The sequence below is a fragment of the Streptomyces sp. NBC_00207 genome (assembly GCF_045160965.1).
Classification (GTDB): Bacteria; Actinomycetota; Actinomycetes; order Streptomycetales; family Streptomycetaceae; genus Streptomyces.
This window is the reverse complement of the sequence record NZ_CP130715.1, coordinates 22,120-48,657: the sequence shown is the minus strand read 5'-3', so window position 1 is coordinate 48,657 and position 26,538 is coordinate 22,120. Positions and strand designations below refer to the sequence as shown.

Annotated in this window: 20 protein-coding genes and 4 pseudogenes; 16 read left to right on the top strand and 8 right to left on the bottom strand. The window is 67.7% G+C overall.

Going from position 1 to position 26,538, the window contains the following annotated elements; translation table 11 throughout:
* Nucleotides 1-86: 86 nt before the first annotated feature.
* From OG472_RS00230 to OG472_RS00220, 3 genes are all read left to right on the top strand, one after another.
* On the top strand, nt 87-2,303 hold the full coding sequence (locus tag OG472_RS00230) for a pentapeptide repeat-containing protein (RefSeq protein ID WP_405826953.1): 2,217 nt from the start codon (nt 87-89) through the stop codon (nt 2,301-2,303).
* Nucleotides 2,304-2,649: 346 nt separating this feature from the next.
* On the top strand, nt 2,650-3,387 hold the full coding sequence (locus OG472_RS00225; RefSeq protein ID WP_405826952.1) for a dienelactone hydrolase family protein: 738 nt from the start codon (nt 2,650-2,652) through the stop codon (nt 3,385-3,387).
* 505 nt (nt 3,388-3,892) lie between these two features.
* Entirely contained in the window at nt 3,893-4,138 is a 246-nt protein-coding gene (locus OG472_RS00220; protein WP_405826951.1) for a hypothetical protein, read from the top strand.
* Between the two features lie 80 nt (nt 4,139-4,218).
* Here the strand turns inward: OG472_RS00220 and OG472_RS00215 are convergent, their stop codons facing one another.
* Nucleotides 4,219-4,608: a hypothetical protein gene (locus OG472_RS00215; protein ID WP_405940600.1), complete on the bottom strand. Its 390-nt coding sequence runs from the start codon at nt 4,606-4,608 to the stop codon at nt 4,219-4,221.
* Nucleotides 4,609-4,784: 176 nt separating this feature from the next.
* The gene (locus OG472_RS00210) at nt 4,785-5,387 is read right to left on the bottom strand and encodes a hypothetical protein (RefSeq protein WP_405826949.1); all 603 of its coding nucleotides are present in this window, start codon (nt 5,385-5,387) and stop codon (nt 4,785-4,787) included.
* Between the two features lie 480 nt (nt 5,388-5,867).
* Between OG472_RS00210 and OG472_RS00205 the strand changes: the two genes are divergently transcribed.
* Nucleotides 5,868-6,296, top strand: coding sequence for a hypothetical protein (locus OG472_RS00205; protein WP_331723264.1), 429 nt, complete (start codon nt 5,868-5,870; stop codon nt 6,294-6,296).
* Here the strand turns inward: OG472_RS00205 and OG472_RS00200 are convergent.
* Nucleotides 6,293-7,310: pseudogene (locus OG472_RS00200) on the bottom strand (IS110 family transposase); the annotation flags it as partial. The gene OG472_RS00205 and the pseudogene OG472_RS00200 sit on opposite strands and share 4 nt — an antisense overlap.
* Before the next feature lie 615 nt (nt 7,311-7,925).
* Here OG472_RS00200 and OG472_RS00195 point away from each other — a divergent pair.
* The 3 genes from OG472_RS00195 (at nt 7,926) to OG472_RS00185 (ending at nt 10,148) form a co-directional block, all read left to right on the top strand.
* Nucleotides 7,926-8,198: a hypothetical protein gene (locus OG472_RS00195; protein ID WP_405826948.1), complete on the top strand. Its 273-nt coding sequence runs from the start codon at nt 7,926-7,928 to the stop codon at nt 8,196-8,198.
* Nucleotides 8,199-8,201: 3 nt separating this feature from the next.
* Nucleotides 8,202-9,683, top strand: a complete 1,482-nt coding sequence (locus OG472_RS00190; RefSeq protein WP_331723262.1) for a helix-turn-helix domain-containing protein — start codon at nt 8,202-8,204, stop codon at nt 9,681-9,683.
* Nucleotides 9,684-9,848: 165 nt separating this feature from the next.
* The gene (locus OG472_RS00185; RefSeq protein WP_033220913.1) at nt 9,849-10,148 is read left to right on the top strand and encodes a DUF6506 family protein; all 300 of its coding nucleotides are present in this window, start codon (nt 9,849-9,851) and stop codon (nt 10,146-10,148) included.
* 3 nt (nt 10,149-10,151) lie between these two features.
* Here the strand turns inward: OG472_RS00185 and OG472_RS00180 are convergent.
* Nucleotides 10,152-10,259: pseudogene (locus OG472_RS00180) on the bottom strand (IS5/IS1182 family transposase); the annotation flags it as partial.
* A gap of 386 nt (nt 10,260-10,645) precedes the next feature.
* On the opposite strand from OG472_RS00180, the gene OG472_RS00175 reads away from it, so the two are divergent.
* From OG472_RS00175 to OG472_RS00160, 4 genes are all read left to right on the top strand, one after another.
* Nucleotides 10,646-11,080 (top strand): hypothetical protein, encoded by a 435-nt coding sequence (locus OG472_RS00175; protein WP_331723261.1) that lies wholly within the window; start codon nt 10,646-10,648, stop codon nt 11,078-11,080.
* Nucleotides 11,081-11,087: 7 nt separating this feature from the next.
* Nucleotides 11,088-14,606, top strand: coding sequence for a tetratricopeptide repeat protein (locus OG472_RS00170; protein ID WP_405940599.1), 3,519 nt, complete (start codon nt 11,088-11,090; stop codon nt 14,604-14,606).
* A complete protein-coding gene (locus OG472_RS00165) occupies nt 14,518-15,360 on the top strand; it encodes a replication-relaxation family protein (RefSeq protein ID WP_405943126.1) in 843 nt (280 codons plus the stop codon). Before OG472_RS00170 ends, OG472_RS00165 begins: the two co-directional genes overlap by 89 nt.
* A gap of 269 nt (nt 15,361-15,629) precedes the next feature.
* On the top strand, nt 15,630-16,187 hold the full coding sequence (locus OG472_RS00160; protein ID WP_331723259.1) for a hypothetical protein: 558 nt from the start codon (nt 15,630-15,632) through the stop codon (nt 16,185-16,187).
* Here the strand turns inward: OG472_RS00160 and OG472_RS00155 are convergent.
* The 3 genes and pseudogenes from OG472_RS00155 to OG472_RS00145 form a co-directional block, all read right to left on the bottom strand.
* The gene (locus tag OG472_RS00155; RefSeq protein ID WP_331723258.1) at nt 16,184-16,399 is read right to left on the bottom strand and encodes a DUF6207 family protein; all 216 of its coding nucleotides are present in this window, start codon (nt 16,397-16,399) and stop codon (nt 16,184-16,186) included. The two genes, OG472_RS00160 and OG472_RS00155, sit on opposite strands and share 4 nt — an antisense overlap.
* Before the next feature lie 353 nt (nt 16,400-16,752).
* Nucleotides 16,753-16,971, bottom strand: a complete 219-nt coding sequence (locus OG472_RS00150) for a DUF6368 family protein (protein WP_405834716.1) — start codon at nt 16,969-16,971, stop codon at nt 16,753-16,755.
* Nucleotides 16,972-17,032: 61 nt separating this feature from the next.
* Nucleotides 17,033-18,424: pseudogene (locus tag OG472_RS00145) on the bottom strand (PHP domain-containing protein); the annotation flags it as partial.
* 647 nt (nt 18,425-19,071) lie between these two features.
* Between OG472_RS00145 and OG472_RS00140 the strand changes: the two are divergent.
* The 5 genes and pseudogenes from OG472_RS00140 to OG472_RS00120 form a co-directional block, all read left to right on the top strand.
* Nucleotides 19,072-19,197 (top strand): annotated as a pseudogene (locus OG472_RS00140) (double zinc ribbon domain-containing protein); the annotation flags it as partial.
* Nucleotides 19,198-19,482: 285 nt separating this feature from the next.
* Entirely contained in the window at nt 19,483-19,875 is a 393-nt protein-coding gene (locus OG472_RS00135; RefSeq protein ID WP_405835037.1) for a hypothetical protein, read from the top strand.
* Nucleotides 19,876-19,911: 36 nt separating this feature from the next.
* Nucleotides 19,912-23,007, top strand: a complete 3,096-nt coding sequence (locus OG472_RS00130; RefSeq protein ID WP_405940598.1) for an ATP-binding protein — start codon at nt 19,912-19,914, stop codon at nt 23,005-23,007.
* Between the two features lie 642 nt (nt 23,008-23,649).
* Complete coding sequence (locus tag OG472_RS00125; RefSeq protein WP_331723255.1) at nt 23,650-24,858, top strand: hypothetical protein; 1,209 nt, start codon at nt 23,650-23,652, stop codon at nt 24,856-24,858.
* 204 nt (nt 24,859-25,062) lie between these two features.
* Nucleotides 25,063-25,785, top strand: coding sequence for a Ku protein (locus OG472_RS00120; RefSeq protein ID WP_331723254.1), 723 nt, complete (start codon nt 25,063-25,065; stop codon nt 25,783-25,785).
* A 155-nt stretch (nt 25,786-25,940) separates the two neighbouring features.
* On the opposite strand, the gene OG472_RS00115 is transcribed toward OG472_RS00120, so the two are convergent.
* Nucleotides 25,941-26,519, bottom strand: coding sequence for an ATP-binding protein (locus OG472_RS00115; protein ID WP_266608999.1), 579 nt, complete (start codon nt 26,517-26,519; stop codon nt 25,941-25,943).
* Between the last annotated feature and the right edge of the window lie 19 nt (nt 26,520-26,538).

Here is a 26,538-nt window from a genome sequence, read left to right as displayed (position 1 = left end):
TCTCACGATGGCAGTGCCAACACACGGCCAGGCGCACGGCCTGCTCAATGCCCATCCATGAGAGATGCCCGCGGAGTCGCCACCACATGAGCACACCACCGTCACCGATACCGACAACACCGTCCTGGCGGCACTGCGCGTACGGCGCTGACCCAACCACGGACCCCGTCGGCTGCCCCGGCATCCATGTACCCGGCAACACCGCGTGCCTTGCCCATCTGACCGATCCAGACCGCACTACCTACCTCGCCACCCTCGCGCCGGGCGCTCGGATCGACCATCGCGGTACCCCCTTCACCGAATCACTCCTCCTAACGCTGCTAGAACCACTGCGCGACGCCACCACCCGAATACCTCACATTCACGACGCGCGCTTCGAGGGAGCGCAGTTCTCCGGGGACGCTGTCTTCCATGGCGTGCGGTTCACTGGAGATGCCGGATTCGACGGCGCCCAGTTCTTTGGAGAGGCCATATTTGGCGGGGCGGAATTCTCGGGCGACGTCAAGTTCGCCGGAACACGGTTCTCCGAGGAGGCCTCGTTCGACCAGAGTCACTTCTCCTCGCTCGCCGTATTCTCCGCTGCCCAGTTCGGTGCATGCGCGACCTTCAGAGGGGCACGTTTCTCTGATCCCGCCTTGTTCAGCGAAGTGCAATTCTCCGAGCGAGCGGAGTTCGATGCAGCACAGTTCTCAGGATCCGCCGTGTTCCAGATGGCGTACTTTGCCGACGGCTCAGACTTCTACATGGCACAGTTCTCCAAGGATGCCGAGTTCGGCGAGACCCGGTTCGGCAGCGGGGCCGGATTCGACGGGGCTCAGTTCGGCGGCGCAGCCAGCTTCAATAGGGCGCGGTTCGACGGCCACGTTAGTTTCGAAAGAGTACGGTTCAGCGGCTCAGCCGGGTTCGACAGGACGCACTTCGCCCTCGACACAACGTTCGACGGGGCCCAATTCGCCGGGGAGACGGTGTTCATGGGGGCCTCCTTCGGCGGCGAGGTCCGCTTCGACAGGGCACAGTTCTCCGGCGGAGTAGGATTCGGCTGGGCGCGATTTGCCGGGGAAGCCGCATTCGAAGAAACCCAGTTCGCCGGGGAGGCCGTCTTCAGCGGGGCGCTATTTGCCGACATGGCCAGGTTCGGCAACGCTAGATTCACAACCCTGTCGTGGTTCGGGCCCTTGGTGGCCGCGCACGGCGTCGGCCTATCGGGCGCGATATTCGAAGCGCCCGTGACATTGGAGATCGCTGCGCCCAGCGTGTCGTGCGTTCGAACACGGTGGGAATCGACCGCAACACTGCGCCTGCGATACGCCTCCGTGAACCTCACGGATGCCGTCCTGTCGGCCCCGGTCGCAGTCGCCGCCCACCCCACCCGCTTCAGCCTTTTCCGCGGGCCCGTAGACGAAGGCCTGCTCCCCGGCTCCCCTAGCGTCAGGGTTGCGTCGGTCCAGGGCGTGGACGCCGCGCACCTGCTCCTGACCGACATCGACCTGTCCGACTGCCTCTTCGCCGGCGCCTTCCACCTCGACCAGCTCCGTCTGGAAGGCCGCTGCACCTTCGCCACCACCCCCCGCGGCTGGCACCGTCGGGGCATCCTGCCAGCACGGTGGACCCGCAGGCGCACGCTGGCCGAGGAACACCACTGGCGGGCCCACTGCGCCGGCCAGCCCGCCATGGACCCGAACCGGCCGCCCGCACCGTACGCCTGGCGTACCGGCCCCGGACACCCCGACGCCGCCCTCACCCCCGACCCCGAGGACGTGGCCGCCACCTACCGGCAGCTACGCAAGGCCTTCGAAGACGGCAAGAACGAGCCCGGGGCATCCGACTTCTACTACGGCGAGATGGAGATGCGCCGCCACGACCGCCGCGACGACGGCACCGGCACCCCGCCCGGCGAACGCGGACTCCTGCACGCCTACTGGCTGCTCTCCGGCTACGGCCTGCGCGCCTCCCGCGCCCTGACCTGGCTGCTGGCCGCGATGTCCGTGACGATCCTGGTGCTGATGCTGTGGGGCCTGCCCGCCGAGGGGCCCAAGCAGAAGGCGACAGGCACCATTCCGGCTGGCGGCGGCAGGGTCAGCTTCGTCATCGACAAGGAGGACCTGAAGAACCCCACCGGGGACAGGCTCACCGTCAAGCGCTTCGACAAGGCCCTCAGCGTCACCCTCAACTCGGTCGTGTTCCGATCCAGCGGACAGGACCTCACCACCGCCGGCACCTACATCGAGATGGCCTCCCGCCTCCTCGAACCAGCACTTCTCGCCCTGGCCGTCCTCGCGGTACGCGGACGCGTCAAACGCTGAGCCAGGCTCAGCAACAGGATCTGGTGCTGCCGGGGGTGTCGGGTCTCCTCAGGCGCCGGCGGGGCAGTTCCTGGAGTGGGCGCCGTCCCTCGGCGGGTGGGTTTGCCCCCGGGTGCCCGCCCGGGCTGGGCGGTTCGGTCCCGGAGGCGTGTCGGCGAGGCTGTCGTGCCAGGTGTTCACGGGGATTCGGCATTTGGGGGTGTGACCGAGATACGTGCCAGAGGGGCAACGGGATGATCTTGAAGCCCTGAGCCCGGCCCCCCTATTTCAGAGGGACACGCGCGCTGTTCGGCCAGCGGCAGAACACCGGCCGGACCGGCCTCGATGATCACTACAGTCCAGTCTCATGACGACGATTTCGACGCGAACGATCGAATATCCGGCGGACGGTTTGACGATGATCGGGCACCTCGCGCTCCCGGCCGGTGTCGACCGCCGGCCCGCGGTGCTGCTCGGACCAGAGGGCATGGGGCTCAGCGACGTCGAGCGCCGCCGGGCCGACGCTCTCGCCGAGCTGGGTTATGTAGCGCTGGCCTTCGACCTTCATGGAGGGCGCTATTTGGGTGACCCCGAGGAGATGCTGGCCCGTTGCCTGCCGTTGCTCGCTGATCCCGACCGGATGCGGGGCATCGGCCATGCGGCGCTCGACGTGCTGTGCACCGAACCGCGGACCGACCCCGACCGGATCGCCGCCGTCGGCTACGGCACCGGGGGTGCCGTCGGGCTGGAACTCGGGCGCGGCGGCGTCAACCTGCGCGCGATCGGGACAGTCAACGCAACTACCACGGGCCGGCCGGGCGAGGCGGCGCGCATTCGCTGCCCGGTGTGGGCCGGGGTCGGGTCGGAAGACCCGATCATGCCGCCCGCGCAACGGAACGCGTTCACCGCTGAGATGCAGGCCGCGGGCGTCGACTGGCGCCTCACGGTCTACGGCGGCGCCTTGCACGCCTTCCACCACCCGCCGGTCGGCCACCCCACGGTCCCCGGCGTCGGCTACCACCCACAGCACGCACGGCGAGCCTGGCGCGACGTCGTCGACCTGCTCGCCGAGTGCCTGCCCGTGACGGAGGCTTTGGAGGCATGACCCAGGCAGACAGCCTGGCACCAGGCCTGGTCCGCGTCGGGCACTGACAGTTCCTTCCCGGACGCCTCAGCGATGGGCGGGGCCTTCGCCGAGTGTGCGGCGGCCGCGTGCGGGTTCGGGCGCAGGTACAGGTTCGGTTGGGGGAGCCGGCTCGGCCCCCTCGGCGGCGAGGCGGGTCCTGCGGGGTTCGGGGGAGAGGACGGAGGCTCGGGGGCCTGTGCCCAGGGCGCGGCGAATAGTCACCGGGACAGTGTCCTGCGCTGGTCGCAAGGGGAGTTGGCCGGGGCCCGCCTCGCGCGCGGCCGCACGTGGAAACGTCTGCGCGAAGGTCTGTTCCGGTCGGTCGACCGCCCTCGGCCGCGCAGAGGTGAGGTTGCGCCGCTATCCCATGGCTCCCGCACTGTGCTGTTTGCCCCTCACCGGAGTGCGCAGACTGCAACCCCCGGAGAGGTGTGCAGCACCATGTCCGTGGACCATCCGCGGAGACCTACCGGGAGGGAACCTCATGTCCACTGCTACCGACCCGCAGCCCCAGACCCTGCAGCAGCGGCCCCCGCGGCCGCCGCAGCAGCCGGCCACGGACCCGCTCCTGACGCTGTGCTTGGTCATCCTCGGCGTCCTGGTCCTCGCAACGGCCGGCTACATGTGCGTCGCCCACCCGTCGCTGACGGGGCCGATCGCGACGGTGGCGACGGTGGCCGGGGCTCTGGCCGCGGCGGTCGGCGTCGCGGTCGCCGCCCGCCGGCGATGACCCGCGGCCCTATGACGGGCCTGCTCGTGAACGACAAACGCCCCGCCCGGGTTTCCGGGCGGGGCGTACGAGTGTGCAGGTCAGGGCCTGTCCTCGGCGTCGAGGATGTCGAGTGCGCGCGGGACGCCGTCCCCGCTGCTCCAACTGGGGTGCGGGAAGGCGGGAGGCGATTCCTCCGTCCACGCGCCGACGCCGGGTACAGCTCCAGGGTCCTCGCCGGCTGCGAGCGCGTCGAGCTGCGCGGTGATGGCGTCCAGGTCCAGGAGGCCGGCGGCGTACGCCTCGAGGAACAGCCCGACGGCATGGGAGATCGAGACCTCGTCCTGACCAGCGCGTTTCTTCCCCGCATCCCACACGGTCCCGGCCACGTTCACCGTCCTGACGACCTTCTCGTCGGTGAGTTTCCGTTCGGTGGGCCGGCCGGTACCGGCGGGATACGTCTTGGGGACCTGGCGGGGTGCGGTGGCCATGCGGGCGTCGCCTCTCGTCTCGGGCGCGGACCGTATCAGGCCCGCGCCCCCGCCGTCACGGCCGGACCCGCACGCGGCGTGCTGCGCTGTCCTCTGACATCGAACCTGGACCAATTGCCACCGAAGTTGGACCGACTGCTATCCCTACGCGAACAACTGACGGGTGACGGGCCTGCTCATCCTCCTGCCCCCGGCCGATGCCTGAGCCATGGCCGGCGTGCCCGGGGGGCGGGTGCGGGAACCGGCGCCGGGACGGCACCCTCTTGGAGCACCTCCCGCGCGATGGCCACGAGGGCGACGACCCGTTCCCAGAAAGGGGCGTAGCACTCGTTAAACCGCTGGATCGCGTCCGCTTCGCCCCCGATCATGTCCTCCAGCGCCTGGTAGTTGTCAGACGTCGAGCGCCGCAGCCGGTCGGCGGCCGCCGCGGCCTCCTGAGGCCCCTCCAGCTCCACCACTCGTACGAGGTGGCGCAGCGTCGCGTACGCGTCGCGCAACCGTAGCCGCAGGTCTTTGAGCATGGCCGTGCGCGACTCGGGATCCGGTTCTGCGTGGGCGTCGTTGACCTTCCAGTACAGGTCGCCCATCCTCTGCGCCTGCTCGATGACGTCGGCGTAGGCGGTGCGCCGCGCGGTGCGCCGCTGATCCGCCCGCTGGACCGCCGCCGTCGTCTCAGCCTGAATCCGGGCGGCACGCGCCGTACCCTGGCTGGTCACCCAGCTCGCCACCACCGCGGTGCCCGCGGTCAGTACGCCTACCCACAGCGTGTTGTCGGCCATGGCGCCCATTCTCGGGCCGGGCCCGGATTTTGCGAAGGGCGCGACGGGGTCAGCAAGACTTCGGTCCAGGTTCGCTGTCACTGGACCAACGGCCGCACGCGGGCGGCGCGGTCGGGCACACTGCGGGCATGGCCGATGACGAGAAGGAACGCAGGGCACAGGCTGCACGGGCCGAGCGCTCGTGACCGCGGCAGCGACCCGCAGCCCCCAGCTGCGCCAAGTGCGCAGCCGCTCCATCCCGATTTCCACGGGCCGGAGCCGGGATTCGACCACTCCGTCGGTGTACAGCCGCAGTGTGCATCCGGGGAGCGCGTCCACCTCGATCGCCCCAAGCCGAATCCATCTACACCGATCGGCACGCCTGGCGGGACCGGCAGCAGGCGGGCGGTTCCGTCTGCCTGTGGAGAACCGGCCGGGGGCCCCTATCTCTTTGGTCAAGCTGGTCGGGTGTGATTCCGGGGCATCTGGAACGATGTGTCCGTGCATGCTGATGATCAGGTTGATGAGGGTGTCCCCACGGAGCTCGCGGGGTTCCTCCGGGGTGCGGTTGACGGACGCCCGGTGAAGATCGCTCCTTCCGTGTGTGGGTGCGGTGGCCGGGTGTTCTTCGTGCTGGTCAATGCGTTCGGAGCGGAACGGGAGTGCTCTGGCTGCGGCAGCCGCGCGTTCATCGCCGATAGCGAGGAGTACTGGAACGAGGAGTACTGGGAGGACGGCGAGCCCGGTGCGGCCGGCTGCCCCTGCGGGAGAGAGGAGTTCGAGGCCGCGGTCGCGTTCTCACTCGGCGACGACGGATCGGTCCGCTGGGTGACCGTGGGCCTGTGGTGCATCAAGGACGGATTCTGTGGGGTCTATGCCGACTGGAAGATCGACTACGGCCCCACGGATCACCTTCTGGCCATGGTCTAGGGCTGCGGAGCGACGGCCCGGACCGGCTGCGGTTCGTAGAAGGTGCCGTCGCGGAGCATCGCGAAGAGAACATCTGCCCGGCGCCGGGCGAGACAGAGCAGAGCTTAGGTGTGGTGCTTGCCCTGGGCGATCTTCCTGTCGTAGTAGGCCCGCGATGCCGGGCACCCAGGGCCGCGAACGCGGAGAGGAAGAAGGCCCGTTTGATCTGCTTGTTTCCCCTCCGGACGGCTGTTCGCCACGGATCGACGACCCCGAACTGCGGGTCGCCGGGGCGAGACCGGCATAGGCGGCGAGGTGGCCGGCGGTCGGGAAAGTGCTGCCGTCACCGACCTCGATCAGAATCCGGGCTCCGGTCCTGACGCCGACTCCAGGCATCGACGTCAGGACTTTGGAAAGAGGGCGGGCCTCCAGGAGTTCCTCTATCTGCCCGGCCAGCAGCTTGCGCTGGTCAAGGACCGCGGTCAGTGATCTGGCCAGGCTCGGGACGATCAGAGCGGCCGCCTCGGTGCCTGGAACGGTGACGGTCTGCTCGTCCAGGGCGGTGAAGATGTCGTCGACCAGCCGCTCGGCCATCCTCGGGGCCTTCGGCCGTAACAGCGTGACCAGTCGGCGCCTGCCGGCCTTACGGATTTGGGCCAGTGACCCGAACCGCTCCAGCAGCGATAGAACGGCAGGGTGCTGCAACTGCGGCCCCAGCACTCGTTCCAGCGACGGGTGGATCTGCGTTAGCAGGCCGTGCAGCCGGTTCGCGACGCGGGTCGCTTCGCCGGCCAGGTCGTCGTCGAAGCCCACGATCATCTCCAGCTCGGCGATCGTCTCGTCCTCGCCGTCGATCGCCCGCAGCGTGTGAGGGATTGCCCGGGCGGCGTCCGCGATGATGAACGCGTCCATCGCATCCGTCTTCGCCTCACCTGGGTAGAGGTCGGCGATCCGCCGCATCGTGAGGCCCGGAAGGTAGGCGATCGGGCAGCCCATGTCCCTCGCGACCGCCAGCGGCAGGGCACCGATCGAGGCTCTGAATGGTGTTGGGGGCGATGCTTGGCTGAGTCGTCCACACGCTGCCGCTTCATGAGGCCCGCACTGGCTATGAGGCGCGATCCGCGAAGAGTTAGGAAATGAGAGAGGCACCCACCGCGTCGGCGGAGGTGCCTGTCTCGTGCACTGCAGGTCATGCGCCAACATGGGCCTGCGATTGTCCCTGTTCACCGAGGCTGGAGCCAGTAGCAATCAGGGATGACGGGCGGGGTGCCGTGTGAGGCGCCTGCCACGTTAGAGACCGTCTCATCGGACCTTGGCGCAGGCAAGTGCAACTGGGACGCGCCCGAGCCAACGAGCGGGCCCAACCGGTCGCATCGGAGCGGTACTCGTTACGTCCTCCCTGGTTGCAGGGGGTGGTGTGCCAGAACCTGCCAGCGGGGAAAAGAGTCCGGGGCGGGACGCCCATGAGCCAACCGCCCGCGCCCTCTTCTGGTGCTATCCACGAACGGCTCAGTAGCTGGGATGCTCAGTTCCAGGCATCACATCCGGCGGCGCCAACCGCCCTGTGAAGCAACGCCTTTGGAGCCAGTAGCCCTCGTCCTGTCGGCATGCGATCCCTGTCGGCAGGACGCACGATCAGGAGATTGCGCCATGCCTCGTTCCCGCTCTTCCTCCCCTGCGAGCTCTTCCCCGCCCCCGTCGCCCCAGGCCGCGACCGGATTCGGTCCCGCTCATGCAGCCGTCATCATTGCCTTCCTCGTCACCGCCGCTCTGCTGGCCGTTCTCCACATGCCCGTCGCCGACGTGCTGTGGCTGATCGGTGGATCCGGAGCCATCGGCTCGAGCGTCGTCCTCCTTACCGTCACCGGAGGGGCCGGACGGTTCGGCGCCGCGCTGCGAGCCCTGCTGGGACCGGAGAAGTAGGCAGTGGCGCGCCCCGAAAAGCCCGTGGACCGGCGTGTCCCCGAGCACGCCGCCCTAGCCGATTTCCTGCGCGCCCTCAGGGCCGCCTCTCAGGTGACCTACGGCCAGCTCGCATCTGTGGCCCAGCTGTCACCATCCACCCTCAAGCGGGCTGCCTCGGGAGCTGGCGTGCCCAAACTCAGCACCGTTCTCGTCTACGTCATGGCCTCAACACCGCCCGGAGCGGCCTGCGACGCAGACGTGGCCCAGGCGCGGCTTCTGTGGAAGAAGGCGCGCTACGCCTCAATCCTGCCCCGCTACAGCTACCACGCACCCGATCCGAAACTCTGCGCCACGGCAGACGACCTGCGCAACAGCCTGCGTGACCTGCACCTGTGGGCAGGCCGCCCGACCATGCGCTCCATGGAAGGAGAGGCTGGCGGCATCGGCATTCTCCCGCGATCGACCGCGCATCGCATCAGCCTGGGAAGGACGCTGCCGATCTCCGAGCGTCAGATGCGCAGCTACCTGACCGCATGCGAGGTCCCCACCCACCGCCATGAGGACTGGACGCAAGCCCTCCGACGCATTCGCCCGGCCATCGAGCAGCCCGGCGCACACAGTGCCCCACTCGAGCGCAAACACGTGGGCCACAGGGGCCGACCGCGCCGCCCCATCCGGGCGGCCACCCGCGAGGCGCACGATCTCGCGGCGTTTCTGCGCCACCTGGTGGACGAGGCTGGCATCAGAACCTTCGAGTTGAGCCGAAGGCTGCGTATGTCCAAACCTCGGATCTCTGACTACCTCGCTGGCAGGATCCCTCCCCACGAATTCGTCGTCGCCCTGGTGAGGGCAGTCGCCCCTCCCGCAGTCGCCGAACGCCGACTCGCCCACGCCATGTCCCTGTGGGACCGAGCCATGAAGCCGAGCTCAAGGGGGCCTGCGGTTTCGCGCGGCGCAGTCGTTCGAACCGGCTCACGTGAGATGGAGGTGTACGAGCGGCTCACGGCGTCGCTGGAACAGCAGCAGGCTCTGCGTGAATCGATGGAGAACGCACAGAAGCTGGCCATCATTCTCATGGCCATGATCGGCAAGCTCCAAGTGGACATCGCCACCTTCGAAGAAATGCGATTCCGCCTGCGCGACACATCACCCTCCTACGTCGACCTTGCAGACCGCCTGCGTCGGGCCCAAGAGCAAACCGAGCGAGCCAAGGAAGAGCTCAAGCGCGCACAGCAAGCCAGGATCAGGGCCGAAGAACTTTCGTTGCGACTCCAAGAGCAGATCGCAGTTCTCCGCTCCGAGCTCGAGCACGCCAGCGGGCCGCAGGAGCGCCTTGAGCCCTTCGAACTCTTGACGGGGACCGGCCAGGTTCCCGCCGCGCCCGACCACGACGACATCGACATCGCGCTTTCCAGAGCCCGGCAGATCCTCAACCAAAGCGAAGCAGGGCTCGACCACATTGCTGACGATCTGGGGCCGCACCGCTCGGGCAGAGCTGCTTAGGAGCTGTCCGGCGGATCATGCGCTAGCGGGCCGTGTTGCTGTACTTGGACGGTGCGGGCATCCGGAGTGCGGCGTAGATCACTCACGGCTTGTCTCCGTTCCAGGCCATTCCCGCCCTGGCTCTGCTTGGCTGGTGGCTCTGACGATCACAGGAGGTCGATACGTATGGCGCTCACACACTGGGGGTTCATCTACACGGCGGACGGCAGCGCGGCAGGTGGCGATGTCAGCGTCGTGGACACGGGTACGTGCCGCAGTGTGTTCGTCGGGGTGGAGAAGCCCGAGGAGGGCATCGAGGCCGCGCGCCGCCTGGTGGGCGAGGGCGTGCAGCTGATTGAACTGTGCGGGGGATTCGGGCCGGTATGGGCTGGGCGTGTGATCGAGGCGATCAACGGCGCCGTCCCCGTGGGCGCGGTTGGCTACGGACCCGAAGCGGTCGATCAGGTGCACGCGATTTTCTCGTGACGGGTGGATCACCCTGCGATGACTCTCCCAACGCCCGCCCCGCTGCCCGCACTTCGGCAGATGCTGCTTCAGCCGCAACCATTCCTCATTCGTGAGATCTCCCCGCCCCATGGACATGCCAACGACTTGAACCCGGGACAGGTCACATGATCCGTCGGACAGGCCCTAACCCCCTGCCTGACTGCTGATCAGTGCCGGTGGCCTGACGACGACCGAGGCGGGATCACGGGTTGCCTGCTCACGGAGCCTGTGCACGGTCCGTCGGACTCAGGGCGCAGCGCCGGTACGTGCCGGTCTCGCGGTTCGCGAGCAGGCGCACGGCGGCCCCAACAAGTAGTTCGTGTGATGTCGTGGGACATCGGGTAGAGAGCCTGCACAAGGCGGTGGATGAGACAGTGGCTGAAACGCCCGCGCTGTGCATGTGTCACTACCGCTCGGCGCCTGTGGGCCTGCTGCATCCGTGGGAGGGGTGTCAGCGGGCTGTGGGGGGATTGGTGATGGATCCGATCACAGTGCAGATCTTGCTCGCGCTGGCTGGCGGGGCTGGCGGTGCCGTTGCAGCCCAGGGCTGGGTCGCCCTCACGGAACTCGTTCATCGCCCTTTCCAGCGACGGAACGCAGAAGGCGGCGTTGAGTCCGTGCAGCCGGCGCCCGGGGTGAACGAGCTGCAGGCACTGCAGAACAGCCCCACCGATGGTGCTCGCGCACAGGACCTGGCTGCCGCACTTCAACTGCGCGCCGATGAGGATCCCGAGTTCCGGCAGAGTCTCCTGGCGTGGCAGCAACGGCACAGTCGTGGCAGCAGCGAGGGCCAGACTCACAACACCGTCCGCGGCAGCAATTACGGCAACCTGCTCATGGCAGATGACGTGCATGGGCCGATCAGCTTCACCACGCCGCCTCCCTCTCCTCCTGGCGACCCTGAGGGGTGAACCGCCAGTGACCGAAGCCCCGCGTGATCCTGTGGATGAGCCGGCCGCCAGCGACGTCGTGGAAGGGAACGCCAACACGATCGTCGGCCCCAATCGGGGCAACGTGGTGATGGCCGGAACGATCAGTGGGCCGATCACTGTGACCGCTTCAGGGGTGACGGTGCCCCGCTACCTTCAGAATCCGGACCGCTGGCCCCAGGCCGACCGGTGGGACCCGCTGCAAGCTGGCACTCACCGTTCCGAATCCGACAGTGAGGGGAGCGTGGTTCCCCCATACGTACGCCGTGACTTCGACCATTCGCTGGCCAAGCAGCTGCGCCGTGCTGGGGAAGACGGCGGTGTAGTGCTGTTGATCGGTGACTCCACCGCTGGCAAGACACGAAGCGCCTACGAGGCGGTACGGACAACCTTTTCGAACCGTAGAGTTGCGCGGCCCCGCAGCGGCAAGGATCTGCCGGTCATCGTGGAAGTGATCGAACACGCCGGTGTGCCCTGCGTCCTGTGGCTGGACGACCTCGAGCGTTTCCTGGGACCAGAGGGACTCGATCTCTCGCTGCTCGATGAACTGATCCGCCTACACATTCCCGTGGTCGCCACTATGCGACTGCAGCAGTACGACATATTCAGCCCTCGCGTCCGCGACCTTGCTGCCTCCGACCCGGTAAGAGCTGAGAGTGCTCTGATTGGCGCCCAGGTCCTGAACACAGTCACCCCTGTCACAGTCAGCCGGATCTGGTCAGTCGACGAAGTAGACCGCGCTGGGGCTTTCGAGGACTCCCGCATCTCGGAGGCCGTAGCCCGCCACGGCCCCTACGGCATTGCTGAGTACCTCGCAGCAGGACCTCGTCTCCTGAGCGAGCTCACTCAAGCGCGGGATGTTGCCGCGTTTCATGCCCGCGGAGCTGCCCTGGTCTCAGCAGCGATCGACCTAGCGCGTACGGGGATCCCGCCGCCCCACCCCTTGCTCCTCATCATTGCGCTCCACTTCCAGCATCTCTCCGCTGCGGGAGGCGCGCCTCTGCGTCCGGAGTCACTGGAAGAAGCAGTGGCATGGGCAGCCGAGATTCGCTGCGGAGTTACCAGCCTCCTCCTTCCCACTAGCCGTGCCGACTACTGGCATGTCTTTGACTACCTCATCGACCACACCGCCACCCCCGTCAGCCGGCTCACATGGCTGACGGCTCTCAAGCACGCTACGGATGAAGGGCTCGTCCGTATCGGCCGCACCGCGCAAAGCGCGGATGAACTCGACATCGCCGAGATGGCATGGAGATCGCTTGCCGCCACCTATCCCGAAGCCATGGTGGATCTTGGCTTCCTGCTGACTCAGCAGGAAGGACGGGAGGCCGAGGCCGAGGACATTCTGCGTACCTGCGTCGGCCGTGGAGATGTCAGAGCCTGCAATATTTTGGGTATTTTCCTGGCACGGTTGGGCGGCAGGGAAGCGGAGGCCGAGGAGCTGTACCGCCGCGCCATTCGGGCCGGCAATCTCCCAGTGGCGAACAACCTTGCTCTGCTCATCGCTGGCCAGGATGGCCGGGAGGCAGAGGCCGTGGAGCTCTATCGCACTGCGATAGAGGCTGGCGACGTCAACGCGGCCCACAATCTTGCTGGCTTCCTGGAAGGTCAGGAGGGGCGAGAGGCGGAGGTGGAAGCGCTCTACCGCAGCGCGATAGCGGTGGGGAACGTCGACGCCATGTATGCCCTCGCCGGGATCCTGGCCCGCAGGGAAGGCGGAGGGCAGGAAGCTGAGGAGCTCTACCGGCGTGTCCTTCGCAAGGGTCGTAAGGATGCCCTCATAGGCCTCGGCACCCTCCTTGCCGGCGAGGAAGGACGGGAGGCCGAGGCCGAAAACATTCTGCGTACCTGCGTCGGCCGTGGAGATGTCAGAGCCTGCAACACTTTGGGCATCCTCCTGGCACGGTTGGGCGGCAGGGAAGCGGAGGCCGAGGAGCTGTACCGCCGCGCCATTCGGGCCGGCAATGTCCCAGCGGCGAACAACCTTGCTCTGCTCATCGCTGGCCAGGATGGCCGGGAGGCAGAGGCCGTGGAGCTCTATCGCACTGCGATAGAGGCTGGCGACGTCAACGCGGCCCACAATCTTGCTGGCTTCCTGGAAGGTCAGGAGGGGCGAGAGGCGGAGGTGGAAGCGCTCTACCGCAGCGCGATAGCGGTGGGGAACGTCTACGCCCTCAACAACCTGGCCGTAGTTCTGTCCAAGCAGCCGGGCCGGGAAGCCGAGGCCGAACGGCTCTTCCACGAGGCCATCGCTGCCCGAGATCCCGATGCCCGTTTCAACCTCGCCACGTTCCTGCAGGAAAAGCCCGGGCGTGAGGAGGAAGCCCAGGCTCTGTACCGCCAAGGAGTCGCCGAGGGGAGTCCGAGATGTGCCTACAACCTCGCCGCAAGCCTGGCGTCGCATCCAGGCAAGCAAGCCGAAGCCGAAGGCCTCTACCGAACCGCCATGGGCGCCGGAATGGCCGAGGCTGCCCACAATCTTGCCAAGCTGATCAGCTCGCAGCCAGAGCGTCAGACGGAAGCCGAGCACCTCTACCGCCACGCCTTGGAAGCCGGGTACACACCCGCTGGCTTCAATCTTGCTCTGCTTCTGAGCACCCAGGCAGGACGTCGAGAAGAAGCCGAACGGCTATACCGCGACGCCATCGCTGCGGGCCACACCTACGCTGTCTTGAACCTGGCCACCCTGTTGTCCACGCAGGAAGCGCGTCTTGCCGAAGCCGAGGATCTCTACCGCACTGACATCGAGGCGGGCGGTACAGACGCAATCCTCAACCTCGCCATACTCCTGTGCAAGCAGGAAGGGCGGGAGCCTGAAGCCGAGAACTTCTTCCGCGCTGCCATCGCGGCAGGCGACGACCATGCTCGTTCCCAGTTGGCTCTGTTCCTGTCGAAGCAAGAGGGCCGCGAAGGCGAAGCCGAAGAGCTCTATCGCCAGGAGGTGGCAGATGGAAACGACGATGCGCGCCACAACCTAGCCGTCCTGTTGGTCTGGCAGGGCGGACAGCAGGCGGAACCCGAAGCCGAAGTCCTGCTCCGCTCTGTCGCGGAGGACGGAGACGAACAGGCGCTCTACAACCTCGGCCTCCTGCTCTTCAGACAAGGAGGCCGTGAAGCCGAGGCCGAGAGCTTCTTCCGCGCAGCCATGGAGGCCGGGCACCCAGATGCCTTCCACGACCTCGGCCTCCTCCTGTGGCAACAGGGACGGCAGGCGGATGCCGAGGCCGTGTACACACACGCGATCGCTGCGGGAGACGGCAGCGCCGCCAACACGCTCGCAGCGCTGTTGTCTGAACAAGGCCGCGATGACGAGGCAGAGGAGCTGTTCCGCGTCGCCATGAGCTCAGGAGACGCTTTGGCTGCGGGCAACCTCGCTTTCCTACTCTCGCACCAGCCGGGTAGGGAGGCGGAAGCCGAAGATCTTTACCGAACCGCCGTCGAGGCCGGGCACCCCCACGCCGCGGAGGCACTCACAGAGCTTCAGAACCGACGTCGAGGATCACAGTGACCAACTCCGGCCGAAGGCTGGCACCGGAGCGAAGGCCGTCCGAGCCGGGTTCGGCCCGCACGCCGTCGCGGTGACCGACACCGACACCGACACCGACACCGACACCGACACCGACACCGTCCTCGGCCGCCGCGAGTACCTGACCGACTGGCAGGTGGAGGTGAACCACGCCATCAAGGAGACCGGCCTGAGCTTCAACACCGACGCCGTCCTCGCCGTGCCGACCAGGACCAGCGAGGTGCGCCTCTTCGAGCTCGACAACGGCAGCATGCCCCAGGCCCGCCTCGCCAAGGAGGTCTGGGACTACGAGCGCTACGCCGGGCCCCGCGTCTGGGAGGGAGCCCGCGGCACCATCGGCGGGACGTACCCGTTCTGGCAGCGCCACCGCTACACCCGCTCGAAGACCTTCCCGCGGCTGCACGTCGTCCTGGCGGGCAAGGCGGAGCATCTGCTCGACAACCGCCTGCAGGCGCTCACCGCCGACGTGCAGGGCATCACCATCGAGGTGTGGGTGAACACCCTGCCTCGGCCTCCAGCGCGGCGAGCCCTCGCACGAGATCGGCGTCGACGACCCGGACCGGCGCCGCGCCCGCTACCCCGAAGCGGTCGGCCGCTGACCGGCGCTGGGCAAGCCCAAGGGGAGCCTGGGCAAGCCACCCCGAACCGAGCTTGCCCACCCGGCCGGGGCTCGCCGGCAGGGCGGCGTCGGTCACGGTCCGCCCGGGGTCCCAGCGAGGCTGTGGCTGACCGATGACAGGTGACCGATGACCGGTCACCGGCTCGGTCGGGAGTTGCACGGGTCGGTCACGACGCTGACGTGCTGTTTGACGGATCGCGGGATGCGGATCGGTCACGCTCGGACCGCCGACCGGTCACGGGCCAGGTGGGCAAGCCGTACCGAACGGAGGGCTTGCCCGGCGCCGGGCCGCAGGGCGGGACGCCCCCCGAAGCCGCCGCGTCACCCTCTGGGAGGTGGCAGCTTCGAGCCGGCCGACACCACCTCGTCGGCCGTACACCGGAGTCATGAGACGAAAGAAGCAAGACAAGAGCGAGGACTTCGACCCCGCGGCTGCAGCGGCTTGGCCGTACGGGCCGGGCGACTACCTGTGGCACGCGATGGCCCGGCTCACAGGCACACATCGCGACCCGGTCGTCACCAGCGGGCCGTTCGCCCGGCCCGCAGGCATCCTGTCCTTCGCCCAGGCATCGGACGTCATTCTCGCGTCGCGAGTCCAGCTGACCGGGGCGCGGACCGCGAGTGAAATACACGACATGATCGCCACTGCCACCCACGGCATCAGCTGGGACTCCCGGACTCTCGGCCCGGACATCGCCTTGGACGTCATGGTCGGCAAGCGCCAGGACCTGGCCCTGCACAAGGACCACCTGAGGGGGCTGACCAGGCTCCTGCTCGACGCCGACGAACCATCGGCGCGCCCGGCATCGCACGCTCGGGACGCTGCGCCCACTGCGGTGGGAGTGGCCAGGGCCGGCCGCTGTGGGCGCGCTCAGCACTGGGCAAGCCTTAGGAGAGTCTGGGCAAGCCCTTCCGACGCAGGGCTTGCCCAGACTGCCAACTAGGGGCCCTCCCGCCCCGGGCGCAGGACGTCGGCGTAGACCCGGGCGCGCACCCCGGGTTCGCCGGGATCCCGACGCACTGGGCCGATGCCCGAAGTCGCCCAGCGCTCCTGCAGCGCAGCCATGACGGCCTGGACGGTGTCCTCGTCCCCGCCGGTGATGTCCAGCACCACCAGGCCGGGCTCCGCGATGTGCTGCTCGTTGATTGGCTTCATGACCGCTGCGACGGCGCTGGAAGTGGGGCGGTTTGCCGGCGACCTCTGCTCCACCCACACGAGGTATTGGAATGGCGGGCACTGCTGGCAGGACGCTCTCGCGATGTCGGGGTGCGACCCCCGTCGCGGCCTTGGTGGCCAGGGCCGCACCCCGTACTTCCGAACGTACCCCGCCGCCGAAGCCACCGGGGCGGCTGTCCGTGAGAGGCCGCGATCCGCTTCAAGGGGCGGGCGTCTGTCCGCGTACTCATGAGAGTGCTCAGTGAGGTACGGATGAACGTGCCCAGTTGGAGGCCGGTGTGAGTGTCAACCTGGAGGGAGTCATGCCGAAGTGCGGTGCGGCATGGGCGGGCTTACTTGATGAGGTGGAAGTCTGGGTGCTGCAGCCAGGCAGTGAGGAATTCCCGGTCGCCGACATGTCGGATCCAGCGGTCGCCACCGCCAGTGTCGTAGGAGACTTCCCTGAGGGTGCCCGGGAGCGACGCCACCAGCGCCCGCGCTCGGGCCAGGTCTGCGGCTTCGTGCATCCGATCGCCCGGGATGAATCCGAGGACGCCGTCGAAATCGATCACCGCGTTGAGCCGTCGGGCGAACGCGAGCGAGGTGACCGAGCAGGATGTGGTTAACCTGCCCGGCCCGGTAGGTCTCCGGCATGCCCGTTACCGCGACCCGGTCGGTGCCGAACCGCTCGATGATCCGGTTGTAGACCTCCAGCCGGCGCGCGGACTCCACATCCACGTCGATGTCCGGCAGCGAGCGGCGCCGCACCGACAGGAACCGCTCGAAGAGCAGGTCGTGGTCGAGCGGATTGGCCGTCGCCACGAACAGGCTGTGGTTGACCATCGACCCGGCCCCCGACCCCCGGGCCGCGACCCGGATGCCCATCGCGCGAACATCCGCGACGACCTGGGCAACGGCCAGGAAGTACGCCTCGTACTCCAGCTTCCCGATCACCCCCAGCTCGTACTCCAGCTGCCCGACCGCACGCCGGTCCCGGTCCAGACCGCGGGCGAACATGCCCGCCTCGCACCGCTGGCGCAGCAGCCGCATCGCCCCGCCGGGCCCCGGCTCGGCGCCGACGACCTCGGGCTCGGGGAAGTGCGGCCGCCCCAGCCCCAGATCAGCGACCGCATCGAGGACGCACTCCTCCCCGGCACGCACTGTCTCCGCCAGCAGCGCGGCAGCGCGCCCCGGACCGGCGTCGGAGGCGTCCGCGATCCGCTCCGCGTCGACCCGCATCGTGGCGGGGTCCTTCAGCCAGCGCTCACCGCAGTCCAGCTTTCGGCGGTCGATGGGCCGCAGCAGCCGGCCCGCATCCAGCACGTCCGCGATCCGGTGCTGGCTGGAGTCGGCGTACCGCACCGCGTTCGTCAGCACCGCGGGGACGCCAAGCTGGTCGGCGAGACCGAGCGTGCGCGCGGCCAGCCGCAGCGAACCCGGCCCCGTACCGGGAACACCCCAGCACACCGTCTCCAACCGCAGGTTCGCACCGACCAGCTCCCGCCACGGCGCAATCAGTCGCTCGGCGAGGTCCGGCCGACCCGCCGACAGGGCGCGCACCGGCTCGGAGACCGGCCCCAACAGGACCAGCAGCTCCTCATCGGCGTACTGCCCGAGCGTCTCCCAGGACACCACCGGCGGCCCGTCCCCGGCGCCCGCATGCGCGGCCGACACCAGCCGGCACAACCGCGCCCACCCCGAGGCGCTCCGCGCCAGCAGCGTGACCCGCAGCGGCGGCTCCACCACGTGCGCGCCACCGCGCACCGGCGTACGGGACCTTCCTGTGGAGCCGGTGCGGGGCGGGGAGTGGGGGGCGACGGCGACGTCGACGCCGAAGACGGGCCGGATCCCGGCGGCGGTGGCCGCCTTCGCGAAACGCACCGCGCCGGTCACGGTGTCCCGGTCGGTCAGCGCCAGCACGCCGATCCCGCGTTCGGCGGCCCGTCGCACCAGGTCGCGGGGGTGGGAGGCGCCGTAGCGGGCCGAGTAGCCACTCGCCACGTGGAGGTGAACGCCATAACGCATGCCCACCTCCACGAACGAACAGTTTCAGCCGATATGGCCGGAACTTCTCCCTCCACGGTATCGAACTAAAATCGAACAGCGCGAATCCGTTACTCCGAAGTAGGGATGCGATCACCGGTGAGACTGAGCGGGATAGTTGGCCCTTGAGGACGCTGGTTGGCCCCTGAGCGTGATATTTGGCCCGCAGGGTAGCGGGTGGATCATCCTGATCAGGCTGTCTTCTAGGTTCTGCCGGATTCGCGGTGTTCCGTTCGGTTGTCCTGTTGGCATGCCTGGTGATGGTTCGGGGTGCGTGTGGTCTCACTGCTTGGCTTCGATGAGAGGTCCTGGCGGCTCCCGCATACCTTCATCTGCCTGCGGCACAACCGGTACCACGACTGGCGGTAGCCGGCGTGTGGGGCACCCGCCTTCTCCAACGGCTACCGGGGCAGCGGAAGGTGGCGCCTGTCCCAGCTGGTCCCGGCGCCGGGCGTCCGCGTGCACCCGGCGCAATGCCGCTACCGGCCGGGCGGAGGCTGGGACGCGGCCTGCGCCGCCCCCTTCGACCGGCTCCGCCTCTGCCGTCATCCAGCGCTGAGGGGGCCCCAGGGCCTTCGACACGCGTGTCCGCGCCTGCGGGATTAGCGTGGAGCTGAGGGATCAATGCCATGCGTTGCAGTGTGTGCGAGTACGAGAATCCCCCTGGTACCGCCTATTGCCAGCGGTGCCAGGGGCCGCTGACCAGGCCCTGCGCGACATGCGGCGAGCCAGTACCAGCAGGTTCCCAGATCTGTCCGGCTTGCGGTGCGACGACCGGCCCGACACCGCACACGGCCGCGCTCCCACCTCCCGCTGACCCGCCGCCCTTCGACGGCGGCAGCACCCCGCCCCGCAGCGACCCCCCGCGATGGAACAGCAGCAGAACACGAGATGGGCAACCCGAGACAGGCCCCCGTCGAGAGAACCCAGGCCCGGACAGCCACACCCCACCTCACCCTGGCAACCCGCCGCGATGGAGCACCGGCGGAACCCAGCAGCAGGCACCCCAAAGAGGTACTCGTGGGGAGTACACCGGGGTGGTGAACGACTTCCGCACGCAACGGGAGCAGTGGGGCAACGGCGGGAGCGAGGAAGTCTGGCACTTCCGCCTCACCCGCCACGACGCAGACGGTAACGCGCTCCAGCCGATCCCGGTGGAGATGCGGGCGCTGTCCTTCTCGGGCTCGGTGAGCAATGGAGACGAAGTGCAGCTTGCCGGCCGATGGCGCGATGGGACGTTGCGTGTTGATGAGCTCAGCAACCTGACCACTCATGCCCGGGTACACAACAAGGCCTACCGGGGCCAGCTGATAGCGGCTCGGGTGATCATCGTCCTCATCGCGCTGGCTGTCGTGATCGGCATCGTAACCCTTGTGATCAGCGGCCTTTCCGATACCGGAGGACCGCCCGCGGACTGGCCGCCGGAGCCCTGATCCCAGTTGGAGGCCGTCTCGATGAGTAGCGACCCGGTGAGCACCGAGGCAGTCGACTACCTTCAGCGCCTCGCGATCACCCCTCCCTTGCTAAGCACCGGCACCGCGGTTCCCTTCGCCGCCCGGCGCGCTGTACGGGTGACGAGGATCGGGCAGCCGGTGCAGGCCCCCATCCCCCAAGCCATTCGTGGGGAGGGGGAGGGGCGCGACGAGACGACGAAGTTCGAGCCACCCACGCTCCCGCTACTTGTAGCGCTCGCAGGTGCGCGCACGCCTATCGCGTTGCTGCTCGACGGTACCCGGCAAGGCGTCTCCGTCCGCCTGGGCACCTGGGCCGGCCCACACGAGGACGACACGCTCGCGGACGCTCGACAAGTGACGCTCCTGTCCGTACTCGGCGGCTGCTACCCGGCGGTGGACGTATCGGCCGCCGGTGTGGCCACGCCGGCACTGGCGTGCAGTGCGATTGCCCTGGGCGTGCCTGGGGGGCCATCGGTTGATCCTCGTGACGGCGGGTTGCCCGTGGACCGGCTCCTGAGGTCGGTAGAGGGGCAGACCTGGGCAGCGCTCGTGCTCGCGCAGCCCTTGGGCGCGGCAGAGCTGAGCGCTGACCGTAACCGGGTTCTCAACGAGATGCGGATGGTCTCCAGTGCCGTGGAGGCCGTCGGTGTGAGCAGTCCCCTGGCCGAGCACTACCTGAGGTTGCTCAAGGCGCGTCTGAATGCCCTCGCCGATGCCCAGGCCCGCGGGGGGTGGCGCACGGGCGTCTATCTGTTCGGAGAGCATCCTGATGACCTGGCGGCGGTCAGCGGTGCCTGGCGGGCGGTGTTCTCGGGCGCCACGTCGGTCCCCGAACCGGTGCGGACCATCGAGCATCCCGCTGTCGTGGACCTGGGGGTCCATTGGGCGCTTCCGGATGATCCCGAGCGGCCTGGCCCCAATGCCTACCAGCACCCCTTCGCGGCTCAGACCCTGCTGAGCTCGGCGCAGCTGGCGGCGTACGTGCACCTACCCAATATCGAGACGCTGGGCTTCGCCATCACTCCGGTGCCGCGGTTCGACATCGTGGCGCCGGCCGTGAGCACACAGGAACCCCACTTGCTCGTCGGACAGGTCCTCAACCACCACCGGACGACGCCCGGGCGCTATCAGGTCCCGCTACGGTCCCTCACCCGTCACGTCTTCGTTCCCGGGACGACCGGATCGGGAAAAACGAACACGATCATGGGGCTGCTGCTGGAGATCAGCACTCACGGTGTGCCGTTCATGGTCATTGAACCCGCCAAGGCCGAGTACCGGTCGCTGCTCGCCCATCCCGTCCTCGGGCCGCACCTGCAGATCTTCACCGCAGGTAAGGCGACTGTGGGCCCGTTCGTGCTGAACCCCTTCGAGGTGCCGGTCGGCACAACGGTCAGCGAGCACCTCGATCTCCTGCGGGCGGTATTCACTGCATCCTTCGGCATGTGGGCGCCCTTGCCTCAGATCCTCGAGCACTGCCTGCACGAGGTGTACGTCGATCGTGGATGGGACCTGCGGGCCAACACAAACAGCCGGCTGGACACGGCGGCCGATCCCTCGGACGCATTCCCGACCCTCTCCGATCTGATCGCCAAGGTCAGCGAAGTCATTCCTACGCTCGGATACGAGGAACGCATCGCAGGCGACATGCGGGCCGCCCTGGTCACACGGCTGGAGTCCCTGCGCAGAGGTGCCAAAGGCGCGATGCTCGACGTCTCGCGCTCGCTGCCCGTCGCTGTTCTCTTCCAGCGCCCCACGGTCGTGGAACTCGAAGCTCTCGGCGACGAGGGGGACAAGGCATTCTTCACCGGCCTGCTTCTGATCCGCCTGGCCGAGTACCGGCGCGTTCAGGGACAGTCGCGCGACCTCGTGCACCTGCTGGTGGTGGAGGAGGCCCACCGGCTGCTGGCCAACGTGCCCTCGCCCTCGTCCGAGGAGTCCGCCAACCCCCGCGGGCAGGCAGTGGAAACCTTCTCGAACCTGCTGTCGGAGATCCGCGCCTACGGACAAGGAGTCGTCATCGCCGACCAGGTGCCCGTTCGTCTCGCCCCCGACGTCATCAAGAACACCAACCTGAAGATCGCCCACCGGATCATCTCGGCGGACGACCGTGCGGTCCTGGCCGGCGCCATGGCCATGGACGAGGTGCAGGCGAAGGCACTCACCACCCTGGGAGTCGGCGAAGCCGCAGTCTTCAGCGGCGGCGACGACGCCCCCCTCCTCGTCCAGGTCCCGGCCGTGAAGGACCCGCTCGCCCCGCACCCGCCCCCGGACGATGACGTCCAGGCCCACATGGACAACTGGAGGCAGGCGGGCTCTTACACCGACTTCTACAGGTCACGCACGTTCTGCGCCGAGACCTGCCCCTCCCAGGTCGCATGCGCAGCGGCCAGAGCACTCGCCGACGACGAATACGTCCAACGCACCTTGTCGCGCATCATGACCACGACGGCCGACGAGCCCGAAGCCCTGGCCCGGCTGTGGGAGGACCTCACCACGGCCATCGGCGCCAGACGCCCACCCGCCGTCCCGCTGGATGACCTCCTGCACGCCTACGCAGGCCACGGAACCGACTGGCTGGCCACCCGACGAGGAGCACAACGCTCCTGGACCTACACCGACACCGAGGAATTCCGCGCCCGGATGCGCGCCATGCTCCTCGACCGGCTCGACACCGGGGGGCTGAACGCCCCCGCCCTGACAGCCGCATTCAAGGCCACCGTCCACCGCCTCCACGCCCGCCAGTTCGAGCCGTACCCGGCATGCCACCTGGTATGCACCCAGGACCCGCCACTGTGCCTCTACCGGTCCGCCGTGGCCGACCTCGTCGCCGGCCGCCGCTACCACCCACTGTGGAGCGAAGCGGACCAAAACGACGGCGCTTCCGAAGACAAGCGGCGCGTTCGCACCTGGGAGGTCTGCCAGGACGCAGCGTACGAACTCGTCGAGTTCCCGACCGAAGACGCACCGGAGGAAGCAAGGAAGAAACTGGACACCACAGCCCGACGGGTCTGCCTCTGCTTCGAACAGCAGATGCTCGCCGACGACCGCCGCAAGGTGCCCCGAACAACACGACGGATCCTGGCACGTGTGTTGAAGGAAGCGGGTCTGTGATGGGAAGTCTCGACAGACTTCGCGCTGAGAACGATAGAGCCATATCCGAGACCAAACAACGCAACGAAGAACAAACCGAAGCAATGAACCGCGCTGCCGGCCTAGGTCCTCCGAAAGACGGGGGCAAACATTGGAGCGGAAGCTTTTTGGCGGACTCCGCCCAATCTGGCACCTCGCTGCCAACATGGGGATCGACGGAGTCGCGGTCAAGTGAGGGATACCTGACAAAGGGAGTTGACCTCACATCACCCGACATCTCTGGAGCACCACACGAGGGCGAGGCGGCACGGCTAGGCGGTTACGATAATCCCACACTGTCCCATCAGTTCAACCCGCGTGCCGGCCGGGAACCAGGGAATTCAACAGAGCTGCCAGATAAAAGGCTTGAAGATGCCCGGCTCCACGCGGCGGGGTCGGATCCTGTCTCGCTCCCTTCTCAACCACTGGCACCGCAGGCGATGGCGCCGTCCGATCTGTCTCAGTTGACATCCTTCATGACCAAGTTCCTCCGCGGCTGATCAGAGGCAACCAACCATGTCCGAAGGTCAAACGGAGCGCTCGACCACAACCGAGCAATCGCAACAGACGTCCGATGTCTCCTCCCGCTCCGAGCGGCCCGAGTTGGCCGGCTCCACCTCGGACATGAAGCCGGACGCGGCGGACCGTACGCCAACGGGAAGCGACTCAGGAAGCGGAACTCACCAAAGCGAACGACCGGAACTCGGCACCAACCAGCCGGACGCGACGAAACCCGAACGCGCTGGCGAATCGAGCGAGCATACGCCGGAAGGGCCCCCGGCGCCCGATAGACAGAGTGCTACGCCGGACGGGCCTAATACGGGAGATACGCACCCCGGAATCGAGGGCACAGGTCCTTACCCCGGTGATAGCGACCCCGGATCCTCCACCACCTATCCGGACACCGGCATAGACGCCGGATCCTCCACCACCTATCCGGACACCGGCATAGACGCCGGATCCTCATCAAGTGGGCCCCAGCAAACGCCGGGTGCCGAGAACCCGACGGACAAGGCCACCGACCCCGCGCCGGAAGCCTCGTGGGACGGGGGTGCCCACCAGGGTGAGCGCCCGGAGCTCGGTGCGTCCTCAGATGTGAAAGGTGGCGGCGCTCCGGAAGCGACCCCTGAACCGGACCAGGAGCCCACCGCGAAACCTGAAGGCGGAGGGAATGGCGACGTCACAGTGGGCGGGGTCCCCGAAGCCCTCGTGGGCGCCGGTGCTCGGTCCGTGGAGGGGCCCGCGGTTCAGGCCGCCGGCACAGTGGCGATGGGCGAGATGAGGGACTGGACGCAGAAGACGGATAACCGGCAGTCGGAATCAACCCGCCCGGTTGGTTCGGACCGCGGCGACGGGTACCGGGGAGACAGTCAGGCCAAGAGCGGGCGCGGCGGCACCGAGAGATGGACAGACGACAGGGGAAACGAACATCAGAGGTCCCAGGACCACGGCCAAACCAAGGAGACCGTGACGTCGAAGAGCGAGGACGGCTCGAAGACCAGCACAACTACCTGGACGGATAAGAACGGGAACACTACGCGTATCGCAACGGACGATTTTTGGAGGAGCGCGGACGGCAAACTCAATTACAGCATCAGCGACACAAAGACCGGCATCTCGGAGAAGGGTAGCGCCTGGGTATCGGATGGGCACGTCCACACCGATACCACCACAAAGACGCCGGAAGGCACCACCAACGTCAAGACGGACAGTTACAAGGACACGAAAGGAAACGAGCACACCCACACCACGACGACCCACACGGACCTCATAGGAAAAACAACGACGAAGGAGACCGATACGACGACCCCGAAGGGCGCGAAGCATCCGTGACCTTCGCGTCCGCCGGTAGGGGAGGCCGGCGGCGTACCTTGCGGCGCGAGGAAGGCGCCGATGGCGTGGCCGGGCGTCATCGACTGAGCAGTCATGGTGCTCTGAGCGCACAGTTGGCCAGAGGGGCCATCTACGCTGCTCAGTCACACCACCCGGAGGCGGTGAGCTGGAAGTCCAGGACGGGAGCGGAAGGCGGTGACGGCCATGGCACGACCGGTATGGGCCGGAAACCTGTCATTCGGGCTGGTCAGCCTGCCCGTGGGCCTCTACACGGCCACCGACGGCCACACGATCCACTTCCACCAGCTCCAGCGCGGCACCTCCGACCGGATCCGCAACCGACGGGTCAACGAACGCACCGGCAAAGAGGTCGACCTCGGCGACATCGTCAAGGGCTACGACACCGGCGCGGAATACGTCCTCGTCGAGCCGAAGGAACTCGACGAGATCGCCCCAGGCCGCTCCCAGGCCCTGGAGATCACCGGCTTCGTCGACCTGGAAGAGGTCGAGCCGATCTTCTTCGACAAGACCTACTACCTCGGCCCGCGCGGCAAGGAGTACGAGAAGGTCTACAGCCTCCTCGAACAGGCCCTCGCCAAGACCGGCCGAGCAGGGATCGCGACGTTCGTGATGCGACAGCACGAGTACCTGGTCGCGGTGAAGGCCGAGGACGGCCTTCTGACCCTGCACACCCTCCACTGGGCCGACGAGATCCGAAACCCCAAGGACGAGATAGCAGGCCTGCCCGGCAAGTCCAAGGGCACCGCCAAAGAAGTACAGATGGCCGAGCAGCTCATCGAGGCCATGCCCTCGCCGTTCACCGCACGGAACGCGAACCCGGACAGCACCATCGGTAGCGCCCGCACTGTTGGGGGCTCCCTGAACTTCCCTACCGTGCTTGCCTGCACCCAGAGCTGCTCGCCCTGATTCCCCGCTTGTCGCGGCGCGGCCAGGGAACCTCCCCAAGCCCTGTGTGGGTTGCCGATCGAGGGGAGGTCAGGCACACGGGTCGCACGGATCTCCAGCTTTCAGGTGCGTCGGGGCCGTCGGCGTAGCCCGTACGGACTCATCCTGGCGAGGGTCTATCGCCGAGGGTTGAGTGACGGTTGTGGTGTTCGCAGGAATGCCTGAATCTCGGAGGTTCCGGGCGTGTAGCCGTCCGATGTGTCCACGACCAAGGTCGGGACGTCGAGGCTGATGGCCTTGAACTGCTCGGGGTCGTAAGTGCCGGCTTCCATGTCGGCGAGCAGGGCCTCATCGCCGTGGGCCGCCCGGTGGCTGTCGGTGCGGGCGCGCTCGGTGATGCGTTCGGTGATGGTCGAGGTGGGTGTGGTGCACCGGATGATGCGCAGGTCGGCGAGGCCCAGGAGGGGCTCCAGGCCTGGTCGCCAGAGCCGGTCCTGGAAGGCCGCCTCCGCGACGAGGGTGACCCCTGCCTGAAGGAGAACGGTGATGGTCTTGAAGAAGACGTCCAGCGTGGGGATGTTGAGAGGGTCGTCGCCAGCGGTCTGGTGATTTGGGGTGCTCATGACCATGCCCTGTTTGATCTCGTCGCGGATGACCGCCGGGCAGCCCAGCTGCTGGGCGAGGGCGCGGGCGAGCGTGGTCTTCCCAGTGGCGGGAGGGCCGCTGACTACGACGAGGGTCGGGCGGTTTTGCATGGGCGGCACTCCGATGCAG

Coding starts and splice junctions, on each gene's coding strand:
- OG472_RS00230 (WP_405826953.1), top strand. CDS start 87: ATGAGCACACCACCGTCACCGATACCGACAACACCGTCCTGGCGGCAC.
- OG472_RS00225 (WP_405826952.1), top strand. CDS start 2,650: ATGACGACGATTTCGACGCGAACGATCGAATATCCGGCGGACGGTTTG.
- OG472_RS00220 (WP_405826951.1), top strand. CDS start 3,893: ATGTCCACTGCTACCGACCCGCAGCCCCAGACCCTGCAGCAGCGGCCC.
- OG472_RS00215 (WP_405940600.1), bottom strand. CDS start 4,608: ATGGCCACCGCACCCCGCCAGGTCCCCAAGACGTATCCCGCCGGTACC.
- OG472_RS00210 (WP_405826949.1), bottom strand. CDS start 5,387: ATGGCCGACAACACGCTGTGGGTAGGCGTACTGACCGCGGGCACCGCG.
- OG472_RS00195 (WP_405826948.1), top strand. CDS start 7,926: ATGCCTCGTTCCCGCTCTTCCTCCCCTGCGAGCTCTTCCCCGCCCCCG.
- OG472_RS00185 (WP_033220913.1), top strand. CDS start 9,849: ATGGCGCTCACACACTGGGGGTTCATCTACACGGCGGACGGCAGCGCG.
- OG472_RS00175 (WP_331723261.1), top strand. CDS start 10,646: ATGGATCCGATCACAGTGCAGATCTTGCTCGCGCTGGCTGGCGGGGCT.
- OG472_RS00160 (WP_331723259.1), top strand. CDS start 15,630: ATGAGACGAAAGAAGCAAGACAAGAGCGAGGACTTCGACCCCGCGGCT.
- OG472_RS00155 (WP_331723258.1), bottom strand. CDS start 16,399: ATGAAGCCAATCAACGAGCAGCACATCGCGGAGCCCGGCCTGGTGGTG.
- OG472_RS00125 (WP_331723255.1), top strand. CDS start 23,650: ATGAAGCCGGACGCGGCGGACCGTACGCCAACGGGAAGCGACTCAGGA.
- OG472_RS00120 (WP_331723254.1), top strand. CDS start 25,063: ATGGCACGACCGGTATGGGCCGGAAACCTGTCATTCGGGCTGGTCAGC.
- OG472_RS00115 (WP_266608999.1), bottom strand. CDS start 26,519: ATGCAAAACCGCCCGACCCTCGTCGTAGTCAGCGGCCCTCCCGCCACT.